We start from the raw sequence: 22,988 nt of genomic DNA, 5'->3' as shown, positions 1-22,988 counted from the left end.
CGCACCGCGACCGCATGGCCGACCCTTCCGCGCCCCCGGCCGCTCCGTCCCCCGAACCAGGGGCGCCAGCCCTGGTGCCCGCGCGCTGGTACGACGGGCTGAGCAGCAAAGGCCAGCCAGCGCTCGTGGGCCTGTCGGCCGGCGCGCGCGGGCCCACGCTCACGCTGCACCCCCTCGCCCCCGGCGCCCCGCCCCGCGTGTTCGGCTTTCGCGAGGTCGATTGGCCCGAGGCCTGGAGCGCGAACCGCCCCCCACCGCGCATCGTGGTGGACCTGCGCGACCACGGCAGCCTGGAGATCGAAGCGGTCAGTGCCTGGCAGGCCGCCATGCACGCGGCCGGCCACCGCCCCGGCATCGCGCAGCGCATGCAGACCCGATGGACCGTGCTGGCCGCCACCGTGCTGGCCTCGGTGCTCGCGCTGGTGCTGTTCTACCGCTACGGCACGCCCTGGGCCGCCACGCAGCTCACGCGCCACGTGCCGATCGCCTGGGAGGCCGCATTGGCGGACCGCGCCATGCAGCAAATGGACAACGGCACGCTCAAGGCCAGCACCCTGCCCGCAGCGCGCCAGACCCAGTTGCGCGAGCGCTTCGATGCGCTGGCGGCGCAGGCGCGCACCCTGCCGCCGCGCTACGGCGGCTACACGCCGCGCCTGCAGCTGGAGTTCCGCCAGGGCATGGGCGCCAACGCCTTCGCCTTGCCCGGCGGGCGTGTGGTGATGACCGACGGGCTGGCCCAGGCGGCTGCGAAGAACGGCCTGAGCGACGACGCGCTGGTCGGCGTGCTCGCGCACGAAATCGGCCATGTCGTGCACCGCCACACCACGCGCACCGTGGTCGAGCAAGGCGTGCTCAACATCGGCCTGGGACTGGCGCTGGGGGATGTGTCGGGCCTGCTGTCCACCGGCGGCGCACTGCTCACCGGCCTGGCCTACAGCCGCGACCACGAGCGCGAGGCCGATTGCTACGCCATCGCGCTCATGGGCCAGGCCCGCCTGCCCACGGCGCCCATGGCCGACTTGCTCCTGGCCATTGCGCACGACGAGGAAAAGAAGCACCCCGGCGCCCCCGCGAGCAAGGCCCAGGAAAGCAAGGGCCAGAGCGATCCGCCCAAACAACGCTCACCGGGCGTCGAGCCCGGCGGCGAGGGCCTGCTGTCGCTGCTGAGCAGCCACCCGGGCACCGTGCAGCGCGCGACCGAACTGCGCGAAGGCCGGGCACCGCACTGCGCCCGCTGAGCCGTTGGAATGGCGCCACCCCCAGCAATTCACACTTACTACCCTGAATAATTAATCTAGGGCAGGGGCCGATTTGCTCTGATCTTTCAACGAATCTGCGATCAACTTGGCAAGTTTTGTAATGCCTTCATAGTCTTTCCCAGATTCAACGGCCATTCTCTTGACGGCCTCATGACGATTTATATCGCAAATACCTTGGCTTGCACATGGCAAGGTAACTGCAAAATCTTTCGCATCACAGTTCAATCCCATCTCGCATGGCACCAAGAATGTCGCCAATCCAACATCGACCTTGGAATTCAAAGGAATATCCTGTCCATGTGCTCGAAATGTGGTCCGCCCTGAATCGGGGTCTTTATTTACAACCAAACGCAGACCCAGATCCTGAACAACCAATGGATCCTTGACTTGCAAAGCAGCGGAGATAGCCTCTGATCGCCTTGCTTGACTCACATTGCCGCTCTTTAAAGCTGGCATGGAATTCGAGTAACTTTTCGAGGCCACGAACAGCGGATCCCTCCCACTTGTGCCTTCGACATACAGCTTTGACAAATAATCATCACTCAATCTTTCAGCAGGAATATTTACACATCTAGCGCTTATAAGATTCAGTGCCGAGTCTCTGGCCGCATTTGCAGACTTTTTTGATTTCTCTTTCCAAAAATCAAAAAGCGAGGAGGCCATTTTGCATTCTGACAACACTTTGTGAGCATAAAAATACCCACCGACCTCCGGATTATCAACGGCGCGAGAAATTAAATCACTATAATCAAAGGAGTTATTATACTGATCCAAAAAAGAGGCAGAAATTGGTTGCGCATACCCAACCCCCGTCAAAGAGCAGAGGAAAGCTGCACCAGCAAGAATTTTTTTCATTTAAAACTCCGTTATCCGATATTGCATTTGGGTCGAAAACCGTTGTCAGGCTCTTGAGAATTGGGTAGTGGTTGATCCAAAAGCTTAACAGATGACCAAGAATAACCAGGATTTACCGCCCATGTCTCTCTCACACCATCGGCGTAAAGCACATGAAATCCCTTATATCTTTTCCCATCGATGATAAAAATCAAATTCTTTATCATCTCTTCACGCTTGGCAAGAAGGCCGGTCGTATTCTGATAATTAAAGACCTCTTGCGCAGCCAGCCATCTTGAAGTTACATCCGATGCGGATGTTGTACTCTTTGCATTTGCACTAACCACCGCAATGCAAACACTGATACTCTTATCCAAGAAAGAAAGCTCTGCCAAAATTGCAGCTTCCGCATGCGTGCCAGCATAGCTCCCCAAATAATCCAACGCTGCGGCATTGAGGTAAGCCGTAGGAAAATACCAAGGATTATAACCACCCCAACCATTGTAATCAACGTTATATTCATCCGTGACTGTAACAACAGGCAGAACAGCAAAGTCGTCCGCATGGCAATTTGAAAATACGGATAACAACAATGCAGCCGCAAATGATTTTATTATTTTCCTTTTCATCCTTTAGCCATCTCCCAGAGAATTATGCGACCCTCCCAAAAGGCGAATCCCGTCAGAAGTCGCAGCGCAATTATTCGACAAAGGAGAGCCATCGACCAAACAATATGTTATTAACGTTTTAAAATGTAAAAATCAAATCACTGCATGCTTTTATTCCCATGAAAATACGTGCAAAGAAAGAGAATCTTATTACTCGGCAAAGTTTTCAGCCTTGAATTGTGGTTTTTTCATCAACACTGCTTGCAAAAGCGTGCCAGATATGCCGAAACCAGTTCGCTGTAATTGAAGCGAAAAAGCAATCCGCTGCCCGCCCGGCAGCGAGCGGCAGGCTTTCCAATGTTCGGACGCTGATACCAAAAACCCTTCAGCGCCACAGCCGAAGTACATCAACCGCCATCAAGGCAGCGCATTGGACCCGTGGCTGATCGGGCAACCGAACAGGTCGCCCAGCCAGTCCGCCACCTTCTCCAGTTCATAACCCAGCGCGACCATGGCCTGCTGCACTTCGGCCGCCAGGGCGCCGAGGCTTTGCAGCACCGAGGCAAGGTCTTTGCCCAGTTGCTTGAACTGGTCCTGCAGGATCTGGCCGACCAGCTGCAGGCCGTTGACGAAGTTGCGCCACTGGTCCTTGACCCAGGCCACGAAGCTGCTCAGGCCGGACAGCACCGCCTGGATCAGGGCCGAGGCCTCCTGCTTCAACGCGGTGAGCAGGTGGCCCGCCACGTCCTTGAGCTGAGCGATGACGCCGGCCACGTTCACGTTCAGCAGGGTGTAGGGGCTGGCCTCGTCGCCCAGGTGCAGGTCGAGCCCGAACAGGCTGAAGTCGAAATACCCGGTCACCACCAGCGCCTGCATTGAGGCCGAGAAGCCCAGGCCGGCCGCCACGCTGAAATCGGGCAGCTGGATTTTCGGCACCAGCGTCACGCCCCAGAGGGTGATGCCGTCCCACTCGATGTCGTGCCAGCCGAAGTTGAAGCCGAACGAAGCGCTGAGCTGCTTGGCCTGCGGATTGAGCATGAACGTGATGCGGTCGCCGGCCCACGCGCCGCAGCCCCCCGTCGGCTGGCCGTTCTGCACCGCATAGTCCAGCTGGAACTGGTTGTCGGTGGTGGCGAGCGCATAGAGGTGGTCTTCCACCACGTCCAGGAACTTCAGGTACAGCGACGAATAGAAGCGCACCGGATTGCCGCCGTTGATCTGCGGCACCACGATGCCATCCGGCGTGGCGGCGATCGCCAGCATCGGGCCCTGGCCATTCGGCTTGCTGGTGGTGGGGTCCCAGCCGGACAGCGCGAAGACACTGCCCCAGGCAATCGCCTTTTGCACCAGGATGTAGCCGGAAAAGCCGGCCTTGGCATCGGCCGATTCGGCCAGCGTGGCGGTCACCTGCACATCGTCCTGGTCCAGCAGACTGAACTCGGCCTGCAGCCCGAAGCCGGCCGGGAACGGACCGCGGTCGCCGATCTTCTGCAACTGAGCGCCTTCCACGAACCAGAAGGTGAACTGCTTGATGCTGATGATCTCGTCGAGAAAGCGCACCACGTCGGCGATCTCGGGCTGGTGGTCGTTGTCCAGCGTCTGCGGGGAGAAGTCGAGCGCGAAGGCGGCGTTGAACACATTGGACAGCTGCATCGGCTGCTGGTCGGCCTGCGTCCAGACCGCGATGCCGTTGGGCACCTCGAAATCCACCACCTCCACTTCGAAACCCACGTCGAACTCGTACTGCGGCGCTTTGGGGTTCTGCAGCTTGAGGTCACCGCCCGCGCTCAGCGTCACGCCGGCGGCCTCGGCACCCACCGTCACCGTGCCCTGCAGCTCGACGATGTCCACGGTCTGCAGGCCGAAGGGCTGATTCCAGTTCTGCAATTTGAGGGTGATGCTCAGATCTCCCTGCGACGGAACGATGCTGCCCGTCAGGCCCAGCGCGATCTCGGTGCTGGCATCGGGCCGGAAGACACCGGACGCACTGGCGCTCGCGCTGCTGCTGCCCTGGCCCGGGTCTTCCCATTCGAGCTTGAAGCCGTCGAACTCGAACACCCCGTTGCCCTGGGCACTGAACGTGTTCTTCAGCACCGCCTTGAGCGTCTTGTCGCCGCCGTCCTTGGCATAGGTAGCGAACAAGGCCAGCTGCGACACGTCGCCCATGAAGTTGGCGACCGCCTTCAGGGAGTCGGTGAGTTGCAGCGACGAAAACAGCACGAAGCCGGGGGCGATGTCGAAATCGGCCGTGATCGCGGGGACATCGTCCGCGCTCAGCAGGCCGAGCGAGGCCAGGCTGCCGGACTGGCCCGCGATGGTGGACACCACCACCCCGCTGTCGTTAAAGGTCAGTGCCGACAGGGGCGTCCACAGCGACCCCGGCGACCACTGCTGGACCACCGCGCCGAACATGACGCCCGCGCCCTGGTCGGTGCGCTGCACGCTGAGCGCCGCGTTCAGGAAAGGCTGCCCGGAATACAGCAGGCCACCCTGCCCGTTGAACTGGATGGACGGGCCCGATGCGTAGCTCAGCTTCAGTTGCCCCCGGGAGAAAGCGATCTGGTTGGCTGGAGCCCAGCCGAGTTCCGCAGGCCACAGGTTCTGCAGCGGCCATTGCAGGCTCGCGCCCATGGTGGCGTCCAGCGCCATCTCCACGCCGCTGTCGCCCCGGCTGAACGTCAGCACCACCTGCGCATCGGTGTACTGCTGGCTGGTGAGCGTCAGCGTGGCGCCGCTCGAGGTCGCCTGCAGGTCGAGGTCGGCGCCGTCGAGCTGGGCCTGCAGCTGCAATTGCTTGCTGGAGGGATCGACCGCCAGGGTGGCGGACGGGCCGAGCTGCAGCGTGATGCCGTTCAGGTAGTAGCCGAGCGCCGTCTGGATCGGGCCGGGAAACTGGCTTTGGGCCAGTTGCAGGACCTTGCTGGCCGCGTCGGTCTTCAGCACGCCCTGGAGGGTGGTGTAGATGTCGTTGCTCATGGCGTCATTGCCCCAGGTTCTTGAAGGCAGAGCGGGCGAACTGGGTCGCCGCATCGCTGATCTGCTGGAGGTTGTCGGCGATGGCGTCGTTCAGCGCCGACACCACCTGCTCGATCAGCTGCGACTGGCTGAGGAAGGCATTGATGAACATCGCATAGGCACTCTCGTCGTCCGGCAGCGTGACGGTGAGCACCACATCCTGGTCGCCCGCCACCAGCACGATCTTGCTGTAGGTCAGCTTCAGGTCGTCCGGCGTGTCGCCCGACGCGTTCAGCGCGGTCTGGATGCCCAGCGTGTTGCTGTTGTTCTGGAGGCTGAGGTTCAGGGTGCCGCTCAGGGGGATGGGGGCGTTCTGGTTGACCTGCACGTTCAGGGTGAAGGGGGTGCTGGCCGTGGCCGGCGGCGAGGGCACCGTGCGGGGGGTGCCCTTGATCGTCACCGTCGGTCCGGGATTCATGGTGCCCAGGAGCAGCGTGGCGCTGGCCTGCGGATTGGTGGGATCGCCCCCGAAGACGATATTGTTCGGAGGCGCCACCACGTTCGACAGCCCCTGGACCGCCAGGCTCTGGAGCACGATGTCCGACAGCACGATGTTCTGCTCCATGATCGGCGTCTTGAAGGGGCCGGGAATGCTCAGGTTGACGGCGGTGTAGGGCTCCAGTACCGGCGATGTCGATCCCAGCACCAGGGTCGGCAGATAGACGTAGCTGCTCGGGTCGTTGAGCGCGCCGCGCGCCCGGTCGAACAGGTATTTGTCCACCGCGTTCGCATCCGTGTCCACGGTGCTGCCTGCCACCTGGGTACTGCCGAAGATGTCGTCGAAGGCGTTCTTCAGCTGCTGGTTGAGCAGCTTCCCAACCTGGGTCCGGTTGCCCGAGTCCATCAGCGCGTTGTTGACCTGGGTGCTCAGCAGTTGGGCCGCATCCCCGGTGGACAGCACCTGCTTGAAGAACTGGCTCCACGGCGCATAGAAGACGCTGGTGTTGATGTAGGCGGGAAAGGGCACCGGCGAGATGCTCTGGTACTGCAGGTTCTGCAGCGTGAACGTGGGCGTGGTGCCTTGCACCGCGACGAGCTGGACGGTGTTCAGGTCGATCTGCAGCGCCGCGCTGTTGCCGGTGCCGTCCACGGCGACGGTCGTTCCCGAAACCACCTTCGCGTTCGACAGGGTCAGCAGCGCGATGCCCGTGGCCAGGCACTCGAAGCCGTTCGCATGGTCGGACGAGAGCGTGAGCCCCAGTGTCGGCGGCGGGGCAACGATGTTCATCTGCTTGTCGACGAAGCACAGGCACTGCTTGAGCGTGAACCCCAGCCCGTCGAAGGCAGTGGGGGGGCTGGTCGTGCTGTCCGTTCCCTTTTCAGGGCCTGCCAGCGCCAGCGGCTGGTTCCAGTCCTGCCCCGTGGAGGCGTAGGCATTGAGGTTCAGCGTGATCTCAGCGGTATAGCCGGCGTTGCTGGTGGTGACCGCCGGGGGCTCTCCACTGACCTGGATGTTCGCCAGCCCCTGGATCTCGATGCTGCTCACGTCCAGATCCGGCCCCACGCCGGGATACGGAATCACGTTCAGGTGCTGCGACATGATGTAGGTCACGGCGGCCTTGGCGTCATCGACCATCTGCTGCGTGACGGGGGGCGTGGGGTTGGTCTGCAGGCTCAGCTGGCCGATCAGCGGAAACAGGGCCTGGAACCAGGACGTGGCCATGTCGGCCGAGATGTCCTGCGCGCCGCCGATGTTGTCCAGGTTCCATTGATTGCCCTTCAGCGGCAGATACTTGTTGCCGCTCCCATCCGTCATGCCGGACAGCGCGACCGGCAGGAAAAGGCTGTTGTCAGGCGCGTTGTCGTTGGCCTTCTGCATCAGCGTGTCGTACACGAAATGGAATAGCTGCAAGCCCATGGCGGCATCCTCTCGAAAATATTGGCGGTCAGTCAGTAGGGTCGGTCCACGACATGCAACGTGATGTCGTGCAATGCCTTCAGGTGCGGGCCGTGGGGCAGGTTCTGCAGGTACTGCACAGCCTGCAGCGCGGTACCCCGCGCCTGGGCGTAGGCCAGCGCGAAGGCGTCGGAGCGGCGGATCTCATCGACCCAGGCGTTGATCTGCTCCGGCGGCGGGGTCTGCGTGTCGCGCAGATAGCGCACCATGGGGTGCGCATCGCCGAACAGCTTCATCGCATGGATGATGGGCAGGGTGATGCGCCGCTGGTGCAGATCGATGCCCCTGCACTTGCCGGCTTCCGCATCGGAATGCGCGAGGTCGAAGATGTCGTCCATCATCTGGAACGCACGGCCCATGTAGCGCCCGAAGGAGCCGAGGCGGCGCAACTCCGAGGTGCGCGCGCGCATGAGCGCGGCGCCGGCCTCGCAGGCCAGGCCGAACAGCACGGCGGTCTTGCGGTCCACCGTGGTGAGGTAGCGGCTCATCAGCGAGTCCGGATGCCAGTACGGCTGCGTGGTCATCTCGTCGATCTCGCCGCGGCAGATGTCGAAGGCCGAGTCCAGCACCCATTTCACGAGCTGCATGTCGTTCTCGTCCTCGATCGCATCGACGAAGCAGCGCACGGCCTGCAGGAACTGCATGTCGCCGATCATGATCGCCATCTCGGTGCCGCGCGCGGCGTTGACGCTGGCGTGGCCCCGCCGCAGCGAGGCGTGGTCAATGATGTCGTCGTGGATCAGGCTCGCCACATGCAGCATCTCCAGCGACGCGGAGGCGCGCAGCACCTTGTTCGGCAGCTCGCCGTCGGGCTGGAAAAGCCGCGCGGTCAGCAGCAGCATCAGCGGGCGCAGCTTCTTGCCCCCCTGGTAGAGCGACATCTCCGCATCGGTCAGATAGCCCTGCTGCGGCTGCAGCGCCTGGTCCAATTTCCCCTTGAAGCCCTGCATGTCCGCCGCCATCAGCCCCTGCAGGATGGCGTGGACCGGGTCCGGCGCAGCGGCGCCAACCCTCACGGCTGCGAATCCAGCAGGGCCCTGGCGAGCGGCTGGACCAGCGCGCGCTCCAGTGCATCGGCAATGCGGTCGTGCACCAGGCTTTTGATGAAGCGCGCCTCGGACAAGGCATCGCGCGCGGCCTGCGCCGGGCCGTCGCCCAGGGCACCGTTCCACGCGCCATCGTCGAAGTGCAGGTCGAAGCCGTCCAGCTCGACACGCCCGTCAATCAGGGTCGGTACGCCCTGGTCGCCCTGCGCACCGAACTGCAGATACACATGGCATGCAAGGCGCGCGTGCAGCGCCCCCGTCACCAGGGCCACCGGCTTTTGCGCGGCCACCCGCGCGGCATGCTCGGCGATGTCTGCCTGGAGCTTGCGCACGAACGCGCGCTCGTCCTCGCTGAGCGACCACGTCCAGCTGTTGCCCTGCGCATCGCGGCCGCCGATCGGGCTGCCATTCAGGAAGTTATGCACGTCATCCACCGAAGGCATTGGCGCCGGCGTGCCGTTCTGCACCAATTCGTAGACGCCGTCTTTCTGCAATGGGGGCAAGTCTTCGATCTTGGTCACATTGGGGTTCGTCACCTTGACGTTCTGCACGATGCTCGAGCCAAAGCCCATGGTCGCAGCGGCCGCCTGGTTGTAGGGGTTGGTGGGGTCCGTGGGATTGTTGGGGTCTGCGCCCTTGGCCATGGCGGTCAGGGTGGTGAGCAGGCCCAGCTTTTGGTTCTGGGCATGGCCGTTGTAGTTGGTGGTGATTCCCGTGCTCGAGTTGTAGTAGGTCTTGACGGGATCGTTGACCACCCCCCCCTCGGTCAGCGCCGTATTGGTGTCGTCGGCCATTTCGGAGACGGCGGAGTTCCCCCAGCCTTGCTGGAACGCGTACGCCTGGAAATTCTGCTCATTGAACACGTCGTTGAAGGCCGCCCGGTGATTGGAGTAGGTGGTCAGCAGCGTCTGTCCATTGCCGCCGGGCACGTTCTGCAGCAACCCGCGCTGGTCGTTCGCGGTCTGGATCCAGGTGGGATGCGCGTTGTCGTCCCCACTGCCGCCGCGCCGCCGGGCCCCGATGGGCATGGCCGTGCCGGCGCCGTCCAGTCCGGTCTCCCAGATCTGCGTGCCTTTCAGGGCGTGCGTGCCTTGCAGTTCAATGCCCTGCAGGCGCACGGCGAGCACGCAGCGGCCTTGCGCATCGCTGCTGCATTCGACCGCGAGCGGCCCGTCGCCGGCCAGCACCAGTTGCATGCCCGACAGGTCGATGCCCAGCGAGCCGCGCGCGAACCCGGCCTGCGCGGGCATGTCGAGCGCGCGCGACAGCGGCAGCATCGGGATGTCCCCGAGCCCGATATGGCGGGGCAAGGCGGCGTTCAGGGTGGCAGCTGGCTGATTCTTCCAGCCGGCTTGAAAAGCTTGCATTCCAGCGCTCATGAAAATTCTCCTCGTGCGATGTGACCGGGTCCGGTGGGCGGGGACGGCAGGTCAGGAAACATTGACGGTGGCCGTGATCAGCAGGTGGTCCGCATCCGCGGCGGAAATGTTCAGATTCGATGCGGTCAGACTCAGGCTGATGCCTTCGAACGTGATGGGGATGGGCGGCACCGGGAACGAGGCTTTGTCGTTCAGATAGGCCTGCGCCTTGCTCTGGATGGTGGATGTGATGAAGGGCGTGGCAACGCCGATGATGGTGGTCGCCACGTGCTTGAGCAGCCCTGCGTTGAACTTCTCCCAACCGCTGCCGTCTTCGGCGTAGGTGATCGTGAAGCTGGGCAGCGGCTGCAGTTGCAGCTGGACGGTGTTCGACCCCGACACCACGGGGGCGACGGTGAACGTCAGGGGCGTGGGGCTGGTGGCGAAATCGGCTTTGGCAAAGTCAACCATGGTGTGGCTCCAATCAGGGCAGCAGGTTCGAGGCGGCTTCCAGGGCGCAGGCGGCTGGCACCAGCCACCATGAAACGCCCACCGAGGCGGTGGCGGCGAAGGTGGCGGTGATGTTGATGTTGGGCAGCGTGGATGCCACCGCGATGGAGGCATTGCTGATCCCGCCATCGAGCGAGTAGCTCCCCGTCCAGTTGCTGTCGCTGGCATTGACCTGCGCGGCATCCATCTTCTGCACGATCGCACCGCTGTACTGGGCCACCAGCGCGGTCAGCAGCTTGCGGCCGACGAGCACGCCCAGCGCCTGCTGCGGCCACTGCACGCCGCTGATATCCGGGGTGCCGTTGGCCACCAGGTTGCTTGCCAGCACCAGGTGCGCGCCGGTGACGGTCATGACCGGCGGGGTGAAGCTCTGCCCTTCCACCGTGATGCTGGGCGGAATCTGGTAGCCCTGCAGCAGGGCCTGGACCTTGGTGTAGACGATCCCGCAGATCACCTGGAGCATGAACTCCGTGGCGCCGGTCGGATTGATCGGCAGCACCGCCACCGATCCCAACTGGATCTGGTTGTTGGACACGGTCACCTGTGCAAACAGGGTGAACGAGAACGTGAGGGGGGAAGGCGGCCCGCTCTGCATGTTGAACGTGGTGGACACCGACGCCAGCTGCACCTGGAACATCTGGTCGGTCGGATCTTTCGGCTTCGTCTGGCCCGACGGCACGAACGTGTTCTTGTCATTCCACTGCGTGAGGGTCGGTGGCGCCAGCACGAACTGGGGCACGGCATCGATGCTCCAGTTGACAGAGGTGATGCCCATCTGGCCCACGTCCTGAACGCCCTGGAACAGCTTCTGCTTGGCCTGGGCATTGGCATACAGCTGGGTCATGCCCTGGTTGAGGGTGCCGGCATCCAGCACCAGCGCGACGTCGTAGCTACTCATATTCCACCTCTCCTTTGCGTGTCGGGTTGGCCGAGCGGGGGTTGTGTGTCCAGTAGGTTTCCATCCACTCGCCGCCATGGCGGTAGTGCAACGGAAAATCATCGAAATCGACCGTGGCGCGGCCGCATTGAGGGTCGGCGACCGAGACCGTGCGCTGGGTGCGGCAGTAGCCGTCCACCAGCACGTAGTGCTGCGGCCCCGCATGCCAGCGGATCGCGACCGCGACGGGCCGGCCATCGTCGAGCTCGCGCATCAGGCGGCGAAACGGCGGCCGCCCGCTGCTCCATCCGGCCAGGCAGTTCACGTAGCGCAAGGTGCGCTCCATCGCGGCCTGCTGGTCGTAGCGGGGCTCCAGGAGAAGCGCGGGTGGCGGCAGGCAGTTGGGAAGCACTTCGTCCGGCGCGAGAATGCGCCAGGCCAGCGTGTCCTGCCGCCAGGAGGTGTCGCCGTAGTGCGCGGCGATCGCACAGGTCACCGAGGCCCAGCACCAGTTGGTGCGCTGCTGCGGCTCCAGCGGCAGGTTCAGCGCCTGCCCCGTGCTCGCCTCGGCCTCTTGCCAGGCAGGAAACATCGGGCCGATGCGCTGCGTCGTGCGGGCCAGCGGCTCGATCCTCACCCTCATGGAAAGGGCACGCACTGGGGCAGCGCCTGGCTCAGCTCCCGGCTGACGATGCTGTTGATCTGCGACGAGATGAGCTCGCTGATGGCGCCCTTGGCCGCATCCAGAATCAGGTTCTCCACGGGCTGCAGCAGGTAGTTGAGCGGCCCCAGGCCATCGATCCAGACTGAAGCGTTGCCGTAGTTGAAGTTCGCGTTCATGCCCGACAGCTGGTTCAGGCAGAGCTTGCCGCCGGCCGTGCCGGCCTGGAACTGCGCCGTGCCGGAGATGCTGGGGCTGTCGATCCGGACGCTGCCGGAGATGCCCGGATCGAAGAACAGCACCTTCAAGCTGCCACCGGCCTGCGCACTCAGGGAGCTGCTCAGGACTGCATGAAAATTCACGGTGCCGGAAATATTGGCACCGGACGATGTGACGTTGCCAACCACCATGTCCTGGATCTGCAGGGACGAAATGCCCGTCAGATTGGAGACGGAATAAGAAGCCGTGCCCACTCCGATGCTGGCGGACCCCGAGGCGACATTGGGATACGGGTCATAGCCAGCGCCCCGGATGGCCCCACCGATTTCGCCATTCAACTGCGTGACGAGTCCCTGCAGGATTTCGTTGAGGATCTGGGTGAATGGATCACTGCTCATGTCTATGTCCTTTGAGAAAAGAAAAATCACCCTCGGGCCAATCGAGGAATGGCAATCCACTCCATGGCTCAGAAGCCGCCTCCAGCGGAAGAGCGCTCGCCAGCGCTGTGCCCCGGTTTCGTGCGAGGTACGGCCATGGCGCAAATGGCACGGCCATGGCGGCTGAAAAGCCGCCGCGCAAAGGCGCATCCGACTCGGCCGCTGCTGGAAATGTCTGGCCCGTGGCTGTGAATATTCTGGTGGGATTGGAGGGAGCGCGGCATGAAAGCCGGGTCAATCCTGCTGAAGACTTCTGAAGCGTTCTGAAGGCCGCAGCACCACATGTGCCGAGCCGGTCGACGACGCGTCGCTGCTGCCACGCGGGGCCGTACTGCGGATTTCTTGAAAGAAGAAAACCCGCCTTCCGAGAGGCCGGTCGAAGGAGTGGGATAGGGGGCCGAAAGCCCGACCGATCAGGCGGCTTGTGAAGCGGAATGCCTGCATGCCGGCCTGCTGCCGCAGGGCGGTCGCACCGCCGGCTCCACCGCGACCGGCGCCTGGGCCGACCATCGGCACGGCAAGAAAAAGTGTGAAGCGCGCCGATAAGCCGGATTCTGTGCACCGCGGTTTCCCGCGGCGTGACCGCCATTACTCTGGGCCGGGTGTCGCCACCACGGCTCGATGCTACCTACCCGCCAGCTCTGCGGAACCACATCAACGCTGGCCTACTTGGTATTGCTGCGCGTAGAGATTGCCCGTTTCACCCGAAGCAGGCGCCGCCCGCTTCGGGTGGCTATGGTCTTTGCGGCTTTCGCCACACACCGCCTGGCTTGCGCCAGCCGTACCCGCTTGCGCGGATGACCGATAGAACACCTTCGGTGGCTTGCCGCCTGCTTGCGACTCGTCTCTGTTGCTCTGATCCTCACCTCACGGTGGGCAGCCGTTAGCTGCTACGCTGTCCTGTGCAGTCCGGACGTTCCTCCAGTGCCTGGTTTCCCAGATTGCACCAGCGGCGGTCTGGCGCGCTTCACGGGGGCGATTATCGTCCACCGCTGCGCACCCGCTCCCAGTCCAGGCCGAATCGCGACAGGTATTTGCGCAGCCGGTCCGCATCGTTGACCACCGCGCGCTGCGCGCGCGAGGCCTGGAACAACTGCCGCCCCGCGTCAGACAGCGTGCGCGCCCCGCGGCACACCTGCAACACGGCCGCCAACTGCAACCGGTCGAAGAGGTCCATGGCCTGCACTTGTGGCTCGCCCAGCAGTGCGGCCAGATCCACCGCATCGCCATCCTGGCAGCGGCCTGCCGAACCGAGGGGTTGCCACAGCCACTGCAGGCGCGCGATTTCCGCCTCCACCAGCGGCAGGCCGATGCGCCCGCCCTCGGCCAGCGTGGCAAGGCGGGTGGCGCTGGCCGACAGGTCGCGGAAGTTGCCGCTCCACAGCGCCTCGGGAGACTGCGCATAGCGCAGGTACACCGCCCGCGCCTCGGCCGACAGGCGCACCGTGCGGCCCAGTTCCACGCCGCATCGCGCCAGCAGGTGGTCCACATTGGGCTCGATGTCCTCGGGCCGCTGGGCCAGGCCCGGCAACTGATAACTCCACAGGTTGATGCGCGCGTACAGGTCTTCGCGAAAGCGCCCGGCTGCCACCTCGGCCCGCAGGTCGCGGTTGGTGCCGGCGATCAGCTCGAAATCGCTGGCCACCTCGCGGTCGCTGCCCATGGGATAAAACCGCTTTTCCTCCACGGCCTTGAGCAGCATGGCCTGCTCGTCCAGGCCCAGCTCACCGATCTCGTCGAGAAACAGCACGCCTTTGTGCGCCGTGCGCAGCAGGCCTGCCCGGTCCGCCGCCGCACCGGTGAAGGCGCCTTTCTTGTGCCCGAACAGCGTGGACGCGGCGCCATCGCCCTGCAGTGTGGCGCAGTTCACCTCCACGAATTCGCCCTCCACTTGGTGGCGGGCTTTCTTCAATTCAAACATGCGCCGCGCCAGATGCGACTTGCCCGCGCCGGTCGGCCCGGTGAAGAGGATGGGCGCGCGCGATCGCACCGCCACCCGCTCCACCTCTTCGATCAGCGCGTTGAAACGGGCATTGCGCGTGGCAATGCCGCTCTTGAGGAAATCCACCGCATCGCGCTGCTCGGCGCCGAAGCGCTGGGCGATCACGTCGTAGCGTGACAGGTCCAGATCGATCAGCGCGTAGCTGCCGGGATCGCCCGCCTGCTGGCGCTTTGGGGGCGACGTCTGCGCGAGCACGCCCGGAATGCGTCGCGACTCCACCAGCAGGAAAAGGCAGATCTGCGCCACGTGCGTGCCGGTGGTGATGTGCGTCCAGTACTCCTCGCGCTCGGTGTCGAAAGCGTAGCCCTGCGTCCAGTCGAAGAGCTTGGCATAGACCTCGCCGAAGTCCCAGGGGTCGGCAATGTCGAGCGGCACCAGCGCCACCGTGGTTTCGGGTGAGGCCGCCTGGATATCCGTGCGCACCCGCTCGGCCAGTTCACGGTGGGACGGTGTGTAGAACAACTCCATCCGCGCGATGACCACGTCGTCGTGCTGCACCAGCGAAAGCGTCGGGCGCCACTTCTCCCAACGCCCTGCCCCCTTGCCCGAGTCGAGCTGGGTGCCCAGAAAGCCGATCACCACGTTTTGCTTCTTCATCTTTTTTTGGATAAAAAACTAGCTAATTTTATAAAAATAAAAGCATTCTAACCTCCCGCCAGTGCGGCAGAAATGGCAAGCGAATTAAAAAATATCGAATCAAATCATTGGCTTAAGAGGTTCTCCATCCATTCCAAACCACAGTTGGCACACCGGTTGCAATGGAAGAGGCAAGTCGAAAAGACAAACCCACCAAGAACCAACGAACGGAGCAAAAGCACATGGCCAACAACCAACTCTTCCAGACGCTGCGCGGCACCCTGCTCCCCGCTGCCACCGTGCGCAACCAGGCCGGTGGTGTGGCTTATGCCCTGTCGCCCAAGCACCAACTGGCGCAGTTGGCCGCCACCGGCTGCCTCCACAGCACCTTCTATGCCCAGGCGCAGGACCAGCTCGACGCCGTGCAGGCGCTGGCCCGTGAAGTCGATCCGTTGTTCTTGGCGAAGACGGCCCTGTATGCGCGCCGTGCCGGCTCCATGAAAGACATGCCGGCCCTGCTGGCGGCCACGCTGGCGGTTCGTGATGTGCCCCTGCTGGCCCAGGTGTTCGGCCGCGTGATCGACAACGGCAAGATGCTGCGCAATTTCGTGCAGATGCTGCGCTCCGGCGCAGTAGGCCGCAAATCGCTCGGCACGCGTCCGAAAAAGCTGGTGCAGCAATGGCTGCTCGACGCCACCGAGGCGCAACTGCTGAACGCCGCCGTGGGCAACACGCCTTCGCTGGCCGACGTGGTGAAGATGGTGCACCCGAAGCCCACGGAAGCCTGGCGTGCAGCATGGTTCGCCTGGCTGATCGGTCGCCCTTATGCCCAGGAGGCGCTGCCTCCACTGACGCAGGCCTTCGAACGCTTCAAGCAAGACCGCACGCAGCCCGTGCCCGACGTGCCATTCCAGATGCTGACCGCGCTGGAGCTGGACGCATCGGCCTGGGCCACGATTGCACAGCGCGGCTCGTGGCAGATGGTGCGCCAGAACCTGAACACCTTTGCCCGGCATGGCGTGTTCGCGCTGCCAGGCCTGGCCGATGCCGTGGCCGCCAAGCTGCGTGACCCGCAGGCCGTGGCCAAGGCCCGCGTGCTGCCGTACCAGTTGATGGCGGCGTACACCGCCTGCGGCGCCGACGTGCCGACGGTGGTGAAGGAAGCGCTGCAGGATGCGATGGAACTCGCGCTGGCCAATGTGCCGCAGTTCGAAGGCCGCGTGGTGGTTTGCCCCGATGTGTCGGGCTCGATGGGCTCGCCTGTGACGGGCCACCGGGGCTCGGCGACTTCCGCGGTGCGGTGCATCGACGTGGCCGCTCTGGTGGCCGCTGCCGTGCTGCGCCGCAATGCGGATGCGCGTGTGCTGCCCTTCGAAACGAAGGTGGTGCCGCTGCCACTGAATCCCCGCGATTCGGTCATGACCAATGCGGCCAAGCTGGCCGCGGTGGGCGGCGGCGGAACGTCGTGCAGCGCACCGCTGGCCCTGCTGAACCGCGAGAAGGCGCAGGCCGAGCTGGTGGTGCTGGTGTCCGACAACGAATCGTGGGCCGACCGTGCACGGGGCCGGGGCACCGCGACCATGCAGGAGTGGGCGGCGTTCAAGCAGCGCAACCCGACGGCCCGGCTGGTGTGCATCGACATCCAGCCTTGCGCAACGACGCAGGCGCAGGAGCAGCCCGATGTGCTGAACATCGGCGGCTTCAGCGACGAAGTGTTCAAGCTGCTGGCGGTGTATGCCGCAGGGGGCATGGGCGCGGCGCATTGGGTCGGCGTGATCGAGGACACCCCGATCTGACGATCGGCGAGAAGGGGTCATGAATGCCAATTCAGGGCATCCGATCGTGGGAATGACGGCTGTCGTTCGGCGAATGCAGGTGTGACTACATCCCGGTCGCACCGCCTGTTTGTCGCCGAACGGGAAGGCCATCGATGAATGAATGTGCGAATGCAGGCAGGACTACATCTGGAGGGACCGGGGTTCGAATCCCAGCGCCGCACCGCGGCGTGGTCCATGTCTTGCCACCCTTGTCGCACTGTTTTTTGCAGCGAATGCTGACGGAACTACAGACTTCTACTCTCGTGGTCGCGGGTTCGAATCCCGCCGGTCGAAAGGCCGTAGCTCAGTGGTAGAGCACGATGTTTCGTCGATCCTTGTCGCTGCTTTTTTTGTGTGTTTGCGAGGTGAATGCAGACGGGCTTACAGGTAGAGCGTCGGGGCCCTCGGGCTCTGAAGGTTCCGGGTTCAATCCCCGGTCTGCTTCGGCAGGTAGCTCAATGGCGCAACCCGACACCCCTTGTCACCTCTTTTTTTGAATGCGCCGGAAGGGCTAAACCCCATGGCGAACCAAACAGGAAAGAAACCGATGAAAACGAACGCCTCCGCGGCGCAGGCCGCCATGCTGCCGCCCGCCCTGCGCGAGGCGGTGGATACCATCTATGCCGCCTTCCAGCGCCATGGCGCTCCGACACAGATGCTGGATGTGTGCACGGCCTGCTGCATGGACGAGGCCATGGAACGCGAGATGCGGCGCCTGCCGCTGCGCCGCATAACGACCCGCCACTTCTACGAATACAACAGCTCCGCCAAGGGCAGCGAGCAGCCGGCCGAGGAACTGCTCTACTTCCTGCCCCGCATGCTGGAACTGATGGCCCTGGGCGAGGAGCTGCACCACTCGACCGAGCTGTACCTGGACCGCCTGGGCCACTGCCCGGCCGATGCCCTGTCGCCCCAGGAGCGAGCCGCCGTGGACGCTTACGCACTGTCCTTCTTCCACGAAGGCCTGGGGCACGCCGGGCGCGAGCCCAGCCCGTTCAATGGCGCGAACGCCTTCGACATCCTGTTGATGTTCCACAAGGGCGGCGTGAACGTGCAACCGCTGCTGGCGCACTGGCTGAACGACGAGCGCCCAAGCGCCGTGCTGCGGTACGCCGAGGCGAGCTACTGGGACTTCTGGGGAAAGAACGAAATCCAGAACGCCTTTGCCGAAGACCAACCGGAATTCTGCGAGGCGATGAAAGCCTGGATGCTCGACCCCGGCAACCGCCAGCGCTTTGCACAGAAGATCCTGGCGCTGGACACCAGCGCCATGGCACAACCCGCGCACTGCACCTGTGGCAACTGCACGGGCCCGCGACAGATCGTGGAAGCGGTGTTCGACTGGGTCAGTGAATGAGCACCCGAAAATAAGACAGACAGACGAAAAGAAAGAAGAACGCAATGAACTACCTGCAACGCAATGTGGAAAACGGTGTCCCCATCAAGATGTGGACCCAGGGCGTGCCCGTGGAGGACGAGGCCCAGAAGCAACTGGAGAACGCGGCGCGCCTGCCCATCGTGTTCAAGCACGTGGCCGCCATGCCCGACGTGCACTACGGCATCGGCGCCACGGTGGGATCGGTGATCCCGACTTTCAAGGCCATCATCCCGGCGGCCGTGGGCGTGGACATCGGCTGCGGAATGATGGCGTGCAAGACCACGCTGCACGCCAACGACCTGCCGGACAACCTGGGCCCGCTGCGCTCCGCGATCGAAAAGGCCGTGCCGCACGGCAGCAACCCGCGCCGCATGGGCCGCGACAAGGGCTCGTGGGAAACGCCACCCGATGAGAGCGATGCGGCCTGGGCCTCGCTGAAGGGCGAGTTCGACGCGATCTGCGAGGACTATCCGCGCTTTGCCAGCACCAACCACCACAAGCACCTGGGAACGCTGGGTACCGGCAACCACTTCATCGAGGTGTGCCTGGACGAACACGGTGGCGTGTGGTTCATGCTGCATTCGGGCTCGCGCGGGGTGGGCAACGCCATCGGCACGCACTTCATCGAGCTGGCCAAGAAGGATGCCGAGCTGCACCAGCGCAACCTGCCCGACCAGGACCTGGCGTATTTCGAGGAAGGCGCCCGGTATTTCGGCGACTACGTGCGCGCCGTGGGCTGGGCGCAGAAGTTCGCGCGCGCCAACCGTGAGGTGATGATGCAGCGCGTGATCGCGGCCGCCCGCAAGGTGATCGCCAAGCCCTTCGAGGCCCATGTGGAAGCGGTGAACTGCCACCACAACTATGTGAGCCGCGAGACGCACTTCGGCGAAGACGTGTTCGTCACCCGCAAGGGCGCCGTGAGCGCCAAGGCCGGCGAGCTGGGCATCATTCCCGGCAGCATGGGCGCCAAGAGCTTCATTGTGCGCGGCAAGGGCAACCCGGAGAGCTTCATGAGTTGCAGCCACGGCGCGGGCCGCAAGATGAGCCGCACCAAGGCCAAGAAGCTCTACACCATCGCTGACCAGATCGCCGCCACGGAAGGGGTGGAATGCCGCAAGGACGCCGATGTGATCGACGAGATCCCGATGGCCTACAAGGACATCGACGCCGTGATGGCGGCGCAGGAAGACCTGGTGGAAGTGGTGTACACGCTCAAGCAAGTGGTGTGCGTGAAGGGATAGCGAGCGCACCACGGCCCATCATCGGATCAAGACCAACGCACGAGGAGCGTGCGCTGAAAGCATGGACATGCAAAAGACAGAACCCCGAGAACTGCTTCATTCCGCCCATCCGATCGAGCCCGCCATGCGCGGGCAGATCATGGATGCGCTGCGTTACATCGAGGCGCAGCACGCCGTCACCATCCTGTTCGCCTGCGAATCGGGCAGCCGCGGCTGGGGCTTCGCCTCGCCCGACAGCGACTACGACGTGCGCTTTCTCTACGTGCACCGCCTGCCCTGGTACCTCACGGTCTCGCCCGGACGCGACGTGATCGAGGTGCCGATCAGTGGGGACCTGGACATCAATGGCTGGGACCTGCGCAAGGCGCTCGGGCTGATGCGCGAATCGAACCCCACGCTGCTGGAGTGGCTGCGCTCGCCCGTCGTCTACCGCGAGGCGGCGGACACGATGGCCCAGGTGCGCGCCCTGGCGGTGCAAGTGTTCTCCAACGCCAAGGCCTGGCACCACTACGCCTCCATGGCCAAGAAGAACTTCCGCGAGCACCTGCAGGCCGACGTGGTGCGCTACAAGAAATACCTGTACGTGCTGCGCCCGCTGCTGGCGGCGCGATGGATCCGCACGCGCCCCGGAGTGCCACCCATGCGCTTCGCCGAACTGGCCCAGCACACGCTGGATGCGCAACGCGATGCGGCGCTCATCGAAGAGATCAACGCCCTGCTGGCGGTGAAGATGCGTGCGAACGAGTCGGCCACCAGCCCACGCTGGCCCGGCATACACGCATTCATCGAGGCCGAACTGGCCGCCAATGCGGCGCAGCCGGTGCAGCCCCTGCCCATTGCCGGGCATGCCGGGCTGGACGCCCTGCTGCACGACACGGTGCTGCGCTTCGATCCTGCCCATGGCGGCGCCGAAGGGCCCGCGCCATGCTGACCCTCGACGGCTCCCACGGCGAGGGCGGTGGGCAGATCCTGCGCACCGGCCTGGCGCTGTCCATGGTGACCGGCCGGCCGCTGCACATCGACCGCATCCGCGCGGGCCGGCCCAAGCCGGGATTGATGCGCCAGCACCTGGCCTGCGTGCAGGCCGCGGTGCAGGTCTGCGGTGGGCAGGCGGAAGGCGCTGAACTGGGATCGCAGGCGCTGCAGTTCACGCCCGGCCCGGTTCAGGCGGGCGACTACGCCTTCGCGATCGCCGGGGCCGGCAGTTGCCTGCTGGTGCTGCAGACCGTGCTGCCCGCGCTGATGCTGGCTGGCGCGCCCAGCCGGGTGCAGCTTTCGGGCGGCACGCACAACCCCATGGCGCCCCCGTTCGACTTCCTGCAGCGGGCCTTTGCGCCGCTGGTGCGGCGCCTGGGCGTGGGGCTGGAGCTCACGCTGCGACGCCGGGGCTTTTATCCCGCAGGCGGCGGCGAGGTGCATGCAGTCATCGCGCCTGCGGCTGGCCCGCTGGCCCCGTTCGATCTGCTGGATCGCGGCACGCGCCGCAGCGCCTGGGCCGAGGCCCTGGTGCCGGGGCTGGCCCGCGGCATCGCGGTGCGCGAGCTGGCGGCGCTGCGCCAGCAACTGGACTGGAGCGAAGGCGACGACCCGTGGCGCATCCCGCCCGCACGGCAGAACGAAGGCCCGGGCAACGCCCTGCTGGCGGTGCTGGAGCATGCCGAGGTGACCGAGGTGTTCTGCGCGCTGGGCGAGCGCGGCATGCCGGCCGAACAGGTGGCGCGCCAGCTGGCCGGCGAGGTGCGCTCGTTCGAGCGCAGTCGCGGCGCCGTCGGTCCGCACCTGGCGGACCAGTGGATGCTGCCGCTGGCCCTCGCCGTCTGGCGCAGCGGCCAGCGGGCGAGCTACACGGCCGAGGCGATCACCCCGCATGCCAGCACGAATGCGCAGGTCATCGCGCAGTGCCTGCCGGTGCGCATCGCCATGGCGCCCTGCGCGGGTGCCACGCGCATCGACATCGAGAAAGCCGCATCGCCGGCATAACCATATGCGCGGAGTGTCGTAGGCATGGGCCAAAATGTTTTTTTGCCTGTCCCGTACCCTGTCCAACCTGGAGACGCCATGAAAGTCGAGAACATCCTGCAAACCATCGGCAACACGCCCCATGTGCGCATCAACCGCCTGTTCGGCGCGGGTGCCAACGTCTGGGTCAAGTCCGAGCGCAGCAACCCCGGCGGTTCGATCAAGGACCGCATCGCCCTGTCGATGGTGGAGGATGCGGAACGCACCGGCGCGCTGCAGCCCGGCGGCACGATCATCGAGCCCACCTCGGGCAACACGGGCATCGGACTGGCACTGGTGGCGGCGGTGAAGGGCTACCGGCTCATCCTGGTGATGCCCGACAGCATGAGCATCGAGCGCCGCCGCCTCATGCTGGCCTACGGTGCGCAGTTCGACCTCACCCCGCGCGAAAAAGGCATGAAGGGCGCCATCGCCCGCGCCGAGGAACTGCGCGCGCAGACCCCCGGCGCCTGGGTGCCACAGCAGTTCGAGAACCCCGCCAACATCGACGTGCACGTGCGCACCACGGCGCAGGAAGTGCTCGCGGACTTTCCCGATGGCCTGGACGCGCTGATCACCGGCGTGGGCACGGGCGGCCACCTGACGGGTGTGGGCCGCGTGCTGAAGGCGAAGTTTCCGGCCCTCAAGATCTTCGCGGTGGAGCCCGTGGCCTCGCCCGTGATCTCCGGCGGCCAGCCGGCGCCGCACCCGATCCAGGGCATCGGCGCGGGCTTCGTGCCCAAGAACCTCGACACCAGCCTGCTCGACGGCGTGATCCAGGTCGATGCCGAGCCCGCGCGCGAATACGCCCGCCGCGCCGCGCGCGAGGAAGGCCTGCTGGTGGGCATTTCCTCCGGCGCCACGCTGGCCGCCATCGCACAGAAGCTGCCCGAGCTGCCCGCGGGCGCCAAGGTGCTGGGCTTCAACTACGACACGGGCGAGCGCTACCTGTCGGTCGAAGGCTTCCTGCCCTCCTGAGGCGCTTTCTGAAACCGCGCGCTGCCCCGGGCCAGGGCAGCGTGCGAAGTGCGCCCACCCGCAGCCCATGGGTGGGGCCTTTTCCGGGCTGGGGCGGCACCCGTCCCGGCCGCGGGAGCCGGGCTGCAAGCGGCCCTCAGGCCCCGCCGCCATCGGGTCACAAGCGTTCGGCCAGCCGTCCTACAGCCCAGCCGGACCGCCATCGAAACAATCAAAGCCCATGCGGGGCCCGCCTGAAACCGGGCTTTTCGGCCCGGTTCCCGCCCCTCCCCCGCGC

General features: G+C 64.7%; 20 protein-coding genes and 1 other RNA gene. 8 read left to right on the top strand and 13 right to left on the bottom strand.

The annotated features are described in order from the left end of the window. Positions 1-14: 14 nt before the first annotated feature. Complete coding sequence (locus AVKW3434_RS04370) at positions 15-1,238, top strand: M48 family metallopeptidase (RefSeq protein ID WP_284404785.1); 1,224 nt, start codon at positions 15-17, stop codon at positions 1,236-1,238. A 51-nt stretch (positions 1,239-1,289) separates the two neighbouring features. Here the strand turns inward: AVKW3434_RS04370 and AVKW3434_RS04365 are convergent, their stop codons facing one another. The 11 genes from AVKW3434_RS04365 to AVKW3434_RS04315 all read right to left on the bottom strand — a co-directional run bounded on the left by AVKW3434_RS04365 (position 1,290) and on the right by AVKW3434_RS04315 (position 12,682). After that, positions 1,290-2,114, bottom strand: a complete 825-nt coding sequence (locus AVKW3434_RS04365; RefSeq protein ID WP_284404783.1) for a hypothetical protein — start codon at positions 2,112-2,114, stop codon at positions 1,290-1,292. Between the two features lie 11 nt (positions 2,115-2,125). Beyond that, positions 2,126-2,722, bottom strand: a complete 597-nt coding sequence (locus tag AVKW3434_RS04360; RefSeq protein ID WP_284404781.1) for a hypothetical protein — start codon at positions 2,720-2,722, stop codon at positions 2,126-2,128. A 189-nt stretch (positions 2,723-2,911) separates the two neighbouring features. Then, positions 2,912-3,109: a hypothetical protein gene (locus AVKW3434_RS04355; protein ID WP_284404779.1), complete on the bottom strand. Its 198-nt coding sequence runs from the start codon at positions 3,107-3,109 to the stop codon at positions 2,912-2,914. Between the two features lie 9 nt (positions 3,110-3,118). Beyond that, positions 3,119-5,677: a hypothetical protein gene (locus AVKW3434_RS04350; protein WP_284404777.1), complete on the bottom strand. Its 2,559-nt coding sequence runs from the start codon at positions 5,675-5,677 to the stop codon at positions 3,119-3,121. A gap of 4 nt (positions 5,678-5,681) precedes the next feature. Next, positions 5,682-7,574, bottom strand: coding sequence for a hypothetical protein (locus AVKW3434_RS04345; protein WP_284404775.1), 1,893 nt, complete (start codon positions 7,572-7,574; stop codon positions 5,682-5,684). 32 nt (positions 7,575-7,606) lie between these two features. After that, complete coding sequence (locus tag AVKW3434_RS04340; RefSeq protein ID WP_284404773.1) at positions 7,607-8,629, bottom strand: polyprenyl synthetase family protein; 1,023 nt, start codon at positions 8,627-8,629, stop codon at positions 7,607-7,609. Next, complete coding sequence (locus AVKW3434_RS04335) at positions 8,626-10,026, bottom strand: hypothetical protein (RefSeq protein ID WP_284404771.1); 1,401 nt, start codon at positions 10,024-10,026, stop codon at positions 8,626-8,628. The genes AVKW3434_RS04340 and AVKW3434_RS04335 overlap by 4 nt, the downstream gene beginning before the upstream one ends. Before the next feature lie 63 nt (positions 10,027-10,089). After that, a complete protein-coding gene (locus AVKW3434_RS04330) occupies positions 10,090-10,488 on the bottom strand; it encodes a hypothetical protein (protein WP_272565253.1) in 399 nt (132 codons plus the stop codon). Between the two features lie 13 nt (positions 10,489-10,501). Next, positions 10,502-11,425 carry a hypothetical protein gene (locus tag AVKW3434_RS04325; protein ID WP_284404768.1) on the bottom strand — a complete coding sequence of 308 codons (924 nt, stop codon included), beginning with the start codon at positions 11,423-11,425 and terminating at the stop codon, positions 10,502-10,504. Continuing rightward, entirely contained in the window at positions 11,418-12,047 is a 630-nt protein-coding gene (locus AVKW3434_RS04320; RefSeq protein ID WP_284404766.1) for a C39 family peptidase, read from the bottom strand. The genes AVKW3434_RS04325 and AVKW3434_RS04320 overlap by 8 nt, the downstream gene beginning before the upstream one ends. Further along, the gene (locus tag AVKW3434_RS04315; RefSeq protein ID WP_284404764.1) at positions 12,044-12,682 is read right to left on the bottom strand and encodes a hypothetical protein; all 639 of its coding nucleotides are present in this window, start codon (positions 12,680-12,682) and stop codon (positions 12,044-12,046) included. The genes AVKW3434_RS04320 and AVKW3434_RS04315 overlap by 4 nt, the downstream gene beginning before the upstream one ends. A gap of 155 nt (positions 12,683-12,837) precedes the next feature. Between AVKW3434_RS04315 and AVKW3434_RS04310 the strand changes: the two genes are divergently transcribed. After that, positions 12,838-12,978, top strand: coding sequence for a hypothetical protein (locus AVKW3434_RS04310; RefSeq protein WP_284404761.1), 141 nt, complete (start codon positions 12,838-12,840; stop codon positions 12,976-12,978). A 270-nt stretch (positions 12,979-13,248) separates the two neighbouring features. On the opposite strand, the gene rnpB is transcribed toward AVKW3434_RS04310, so the two are convergent. Both rnpB and rtcR read right to left on the bottom strand, forming a co-directional pair. Then, positions 13,249-13,690, bottom strand: an RNA gene (rnpB, locus tag AVKW3434_RS04305) — RNase P RNA component class A. Between the two features lie 10 nt (positions 13,691-13,700). Then, positions 13,701-15,320, bottom strand: a complete 1,620-nt coding sequence (gene rtcR / locus AVKW3434_RS04300; RefSeq protein WP_284404759.1) for an RNA repair transcriptional activator RtcR — start codon at positions 15,318-15,320, stop codon at positions 13,701-13,703. 221 nt (positions 15,321-15,541) lie between these two features. On the opposite strand from rtcR, the gene AVKW3434_RS04295 reads away from it, so the two are divergent. The 6 genes from AVKW3434_RS04295 (at position 15,542) to cysK (ending at position 22,711) form a co-directional block, all read left to right on the top strand. After that, the gene (locus AVKW3434_RS04295) at positions 15,542-17,095 is read left to right on the top strand and encodes a vWA domain-containing protein (protein WP_284404757.1); all 1,554 of its coding nucleotides are present in this window, start codon (positions 15,542-15,544) and stop codon (positions 17,093-17,095) included. Between the two features lie 568 nt (positions 17,096-17,663). Continuing rightward, positions 17,664-18,473, top strand: coding sequence for a hypothetical protein (locus AVKW3434_RS04290; RefSeq protein WP_284404755.1), 810 nt, complete (start codon positions 17,664-17,666; stop codon positions 18,471-18,473). Between the two features lie 44 nt (positions 18,474-18,517). Then, complete coding sequence (locus tag AVKW3434_RS04285; protein ID WP_284404753.1) at positions 18,518-19,735, top strand: RtcB family protein; 1,218 nt, start codon at positions 18,518-18,520, stop codon at positions 19,733-19,735. A gap of 67 nt (positions 19,736-19,802) precedes the next feature. Beyond that, positions 19,803-20,666 carry a nucleotidyltransferase domain-containing protein gene (locus tag AVKW3434_RS04280; RefSeq protein ID WP_284404752.1) on the top strand — a complete coding sequence of 288 codons (864 nt, stop codon included), beginning with the start codon at positions 19,803-19,805 and terminating at the stop codon, positions 20,664-20,666. Continuing rightward, positions 20,660-21,715, top strand: a complete 1,056-nt coding sequence (gene rtcA, locus AVKW3434_RS04275; protein WP_284404751.1) for an RNA 3'-terminal phosphate cyclase — start codon at positions 20,660-20,662, stop codon at positions 21,713-21,715. Before AVKW3434_RS04280 ends, rtcA begins: the two co-directional genes overlap by 7 nt. Before the next feature lie 78 nt (positions 21,716-21,793). Continuing rightward, positions 21,794-22,711, top strand: a complete 918-nt coding sequence (gene cysK / locus AVKW3434_RS04270) for a cysteine synthase A (protein WP_272550931.1) — start codon at positions 21,794-21,796, stop codon at positions 22,709-22,711. Positions 22,712-22,988: the final 277 nt, after the last annotated feature.

This window comes from Acidovorax sp. SUPP3434 (assembly GCF_030159015.1).
GTDB lineage: Bacteria > Pseudomonadota > Gammaproteobacteria > Burkholderiales > Burkholderiaceae_C > Paracidovorax.
The sequence above is the reverse complement of the archived record's forward strand: the minus strand, read 5'-3'. Positions and strand labels throughout refer to the sequence as shown.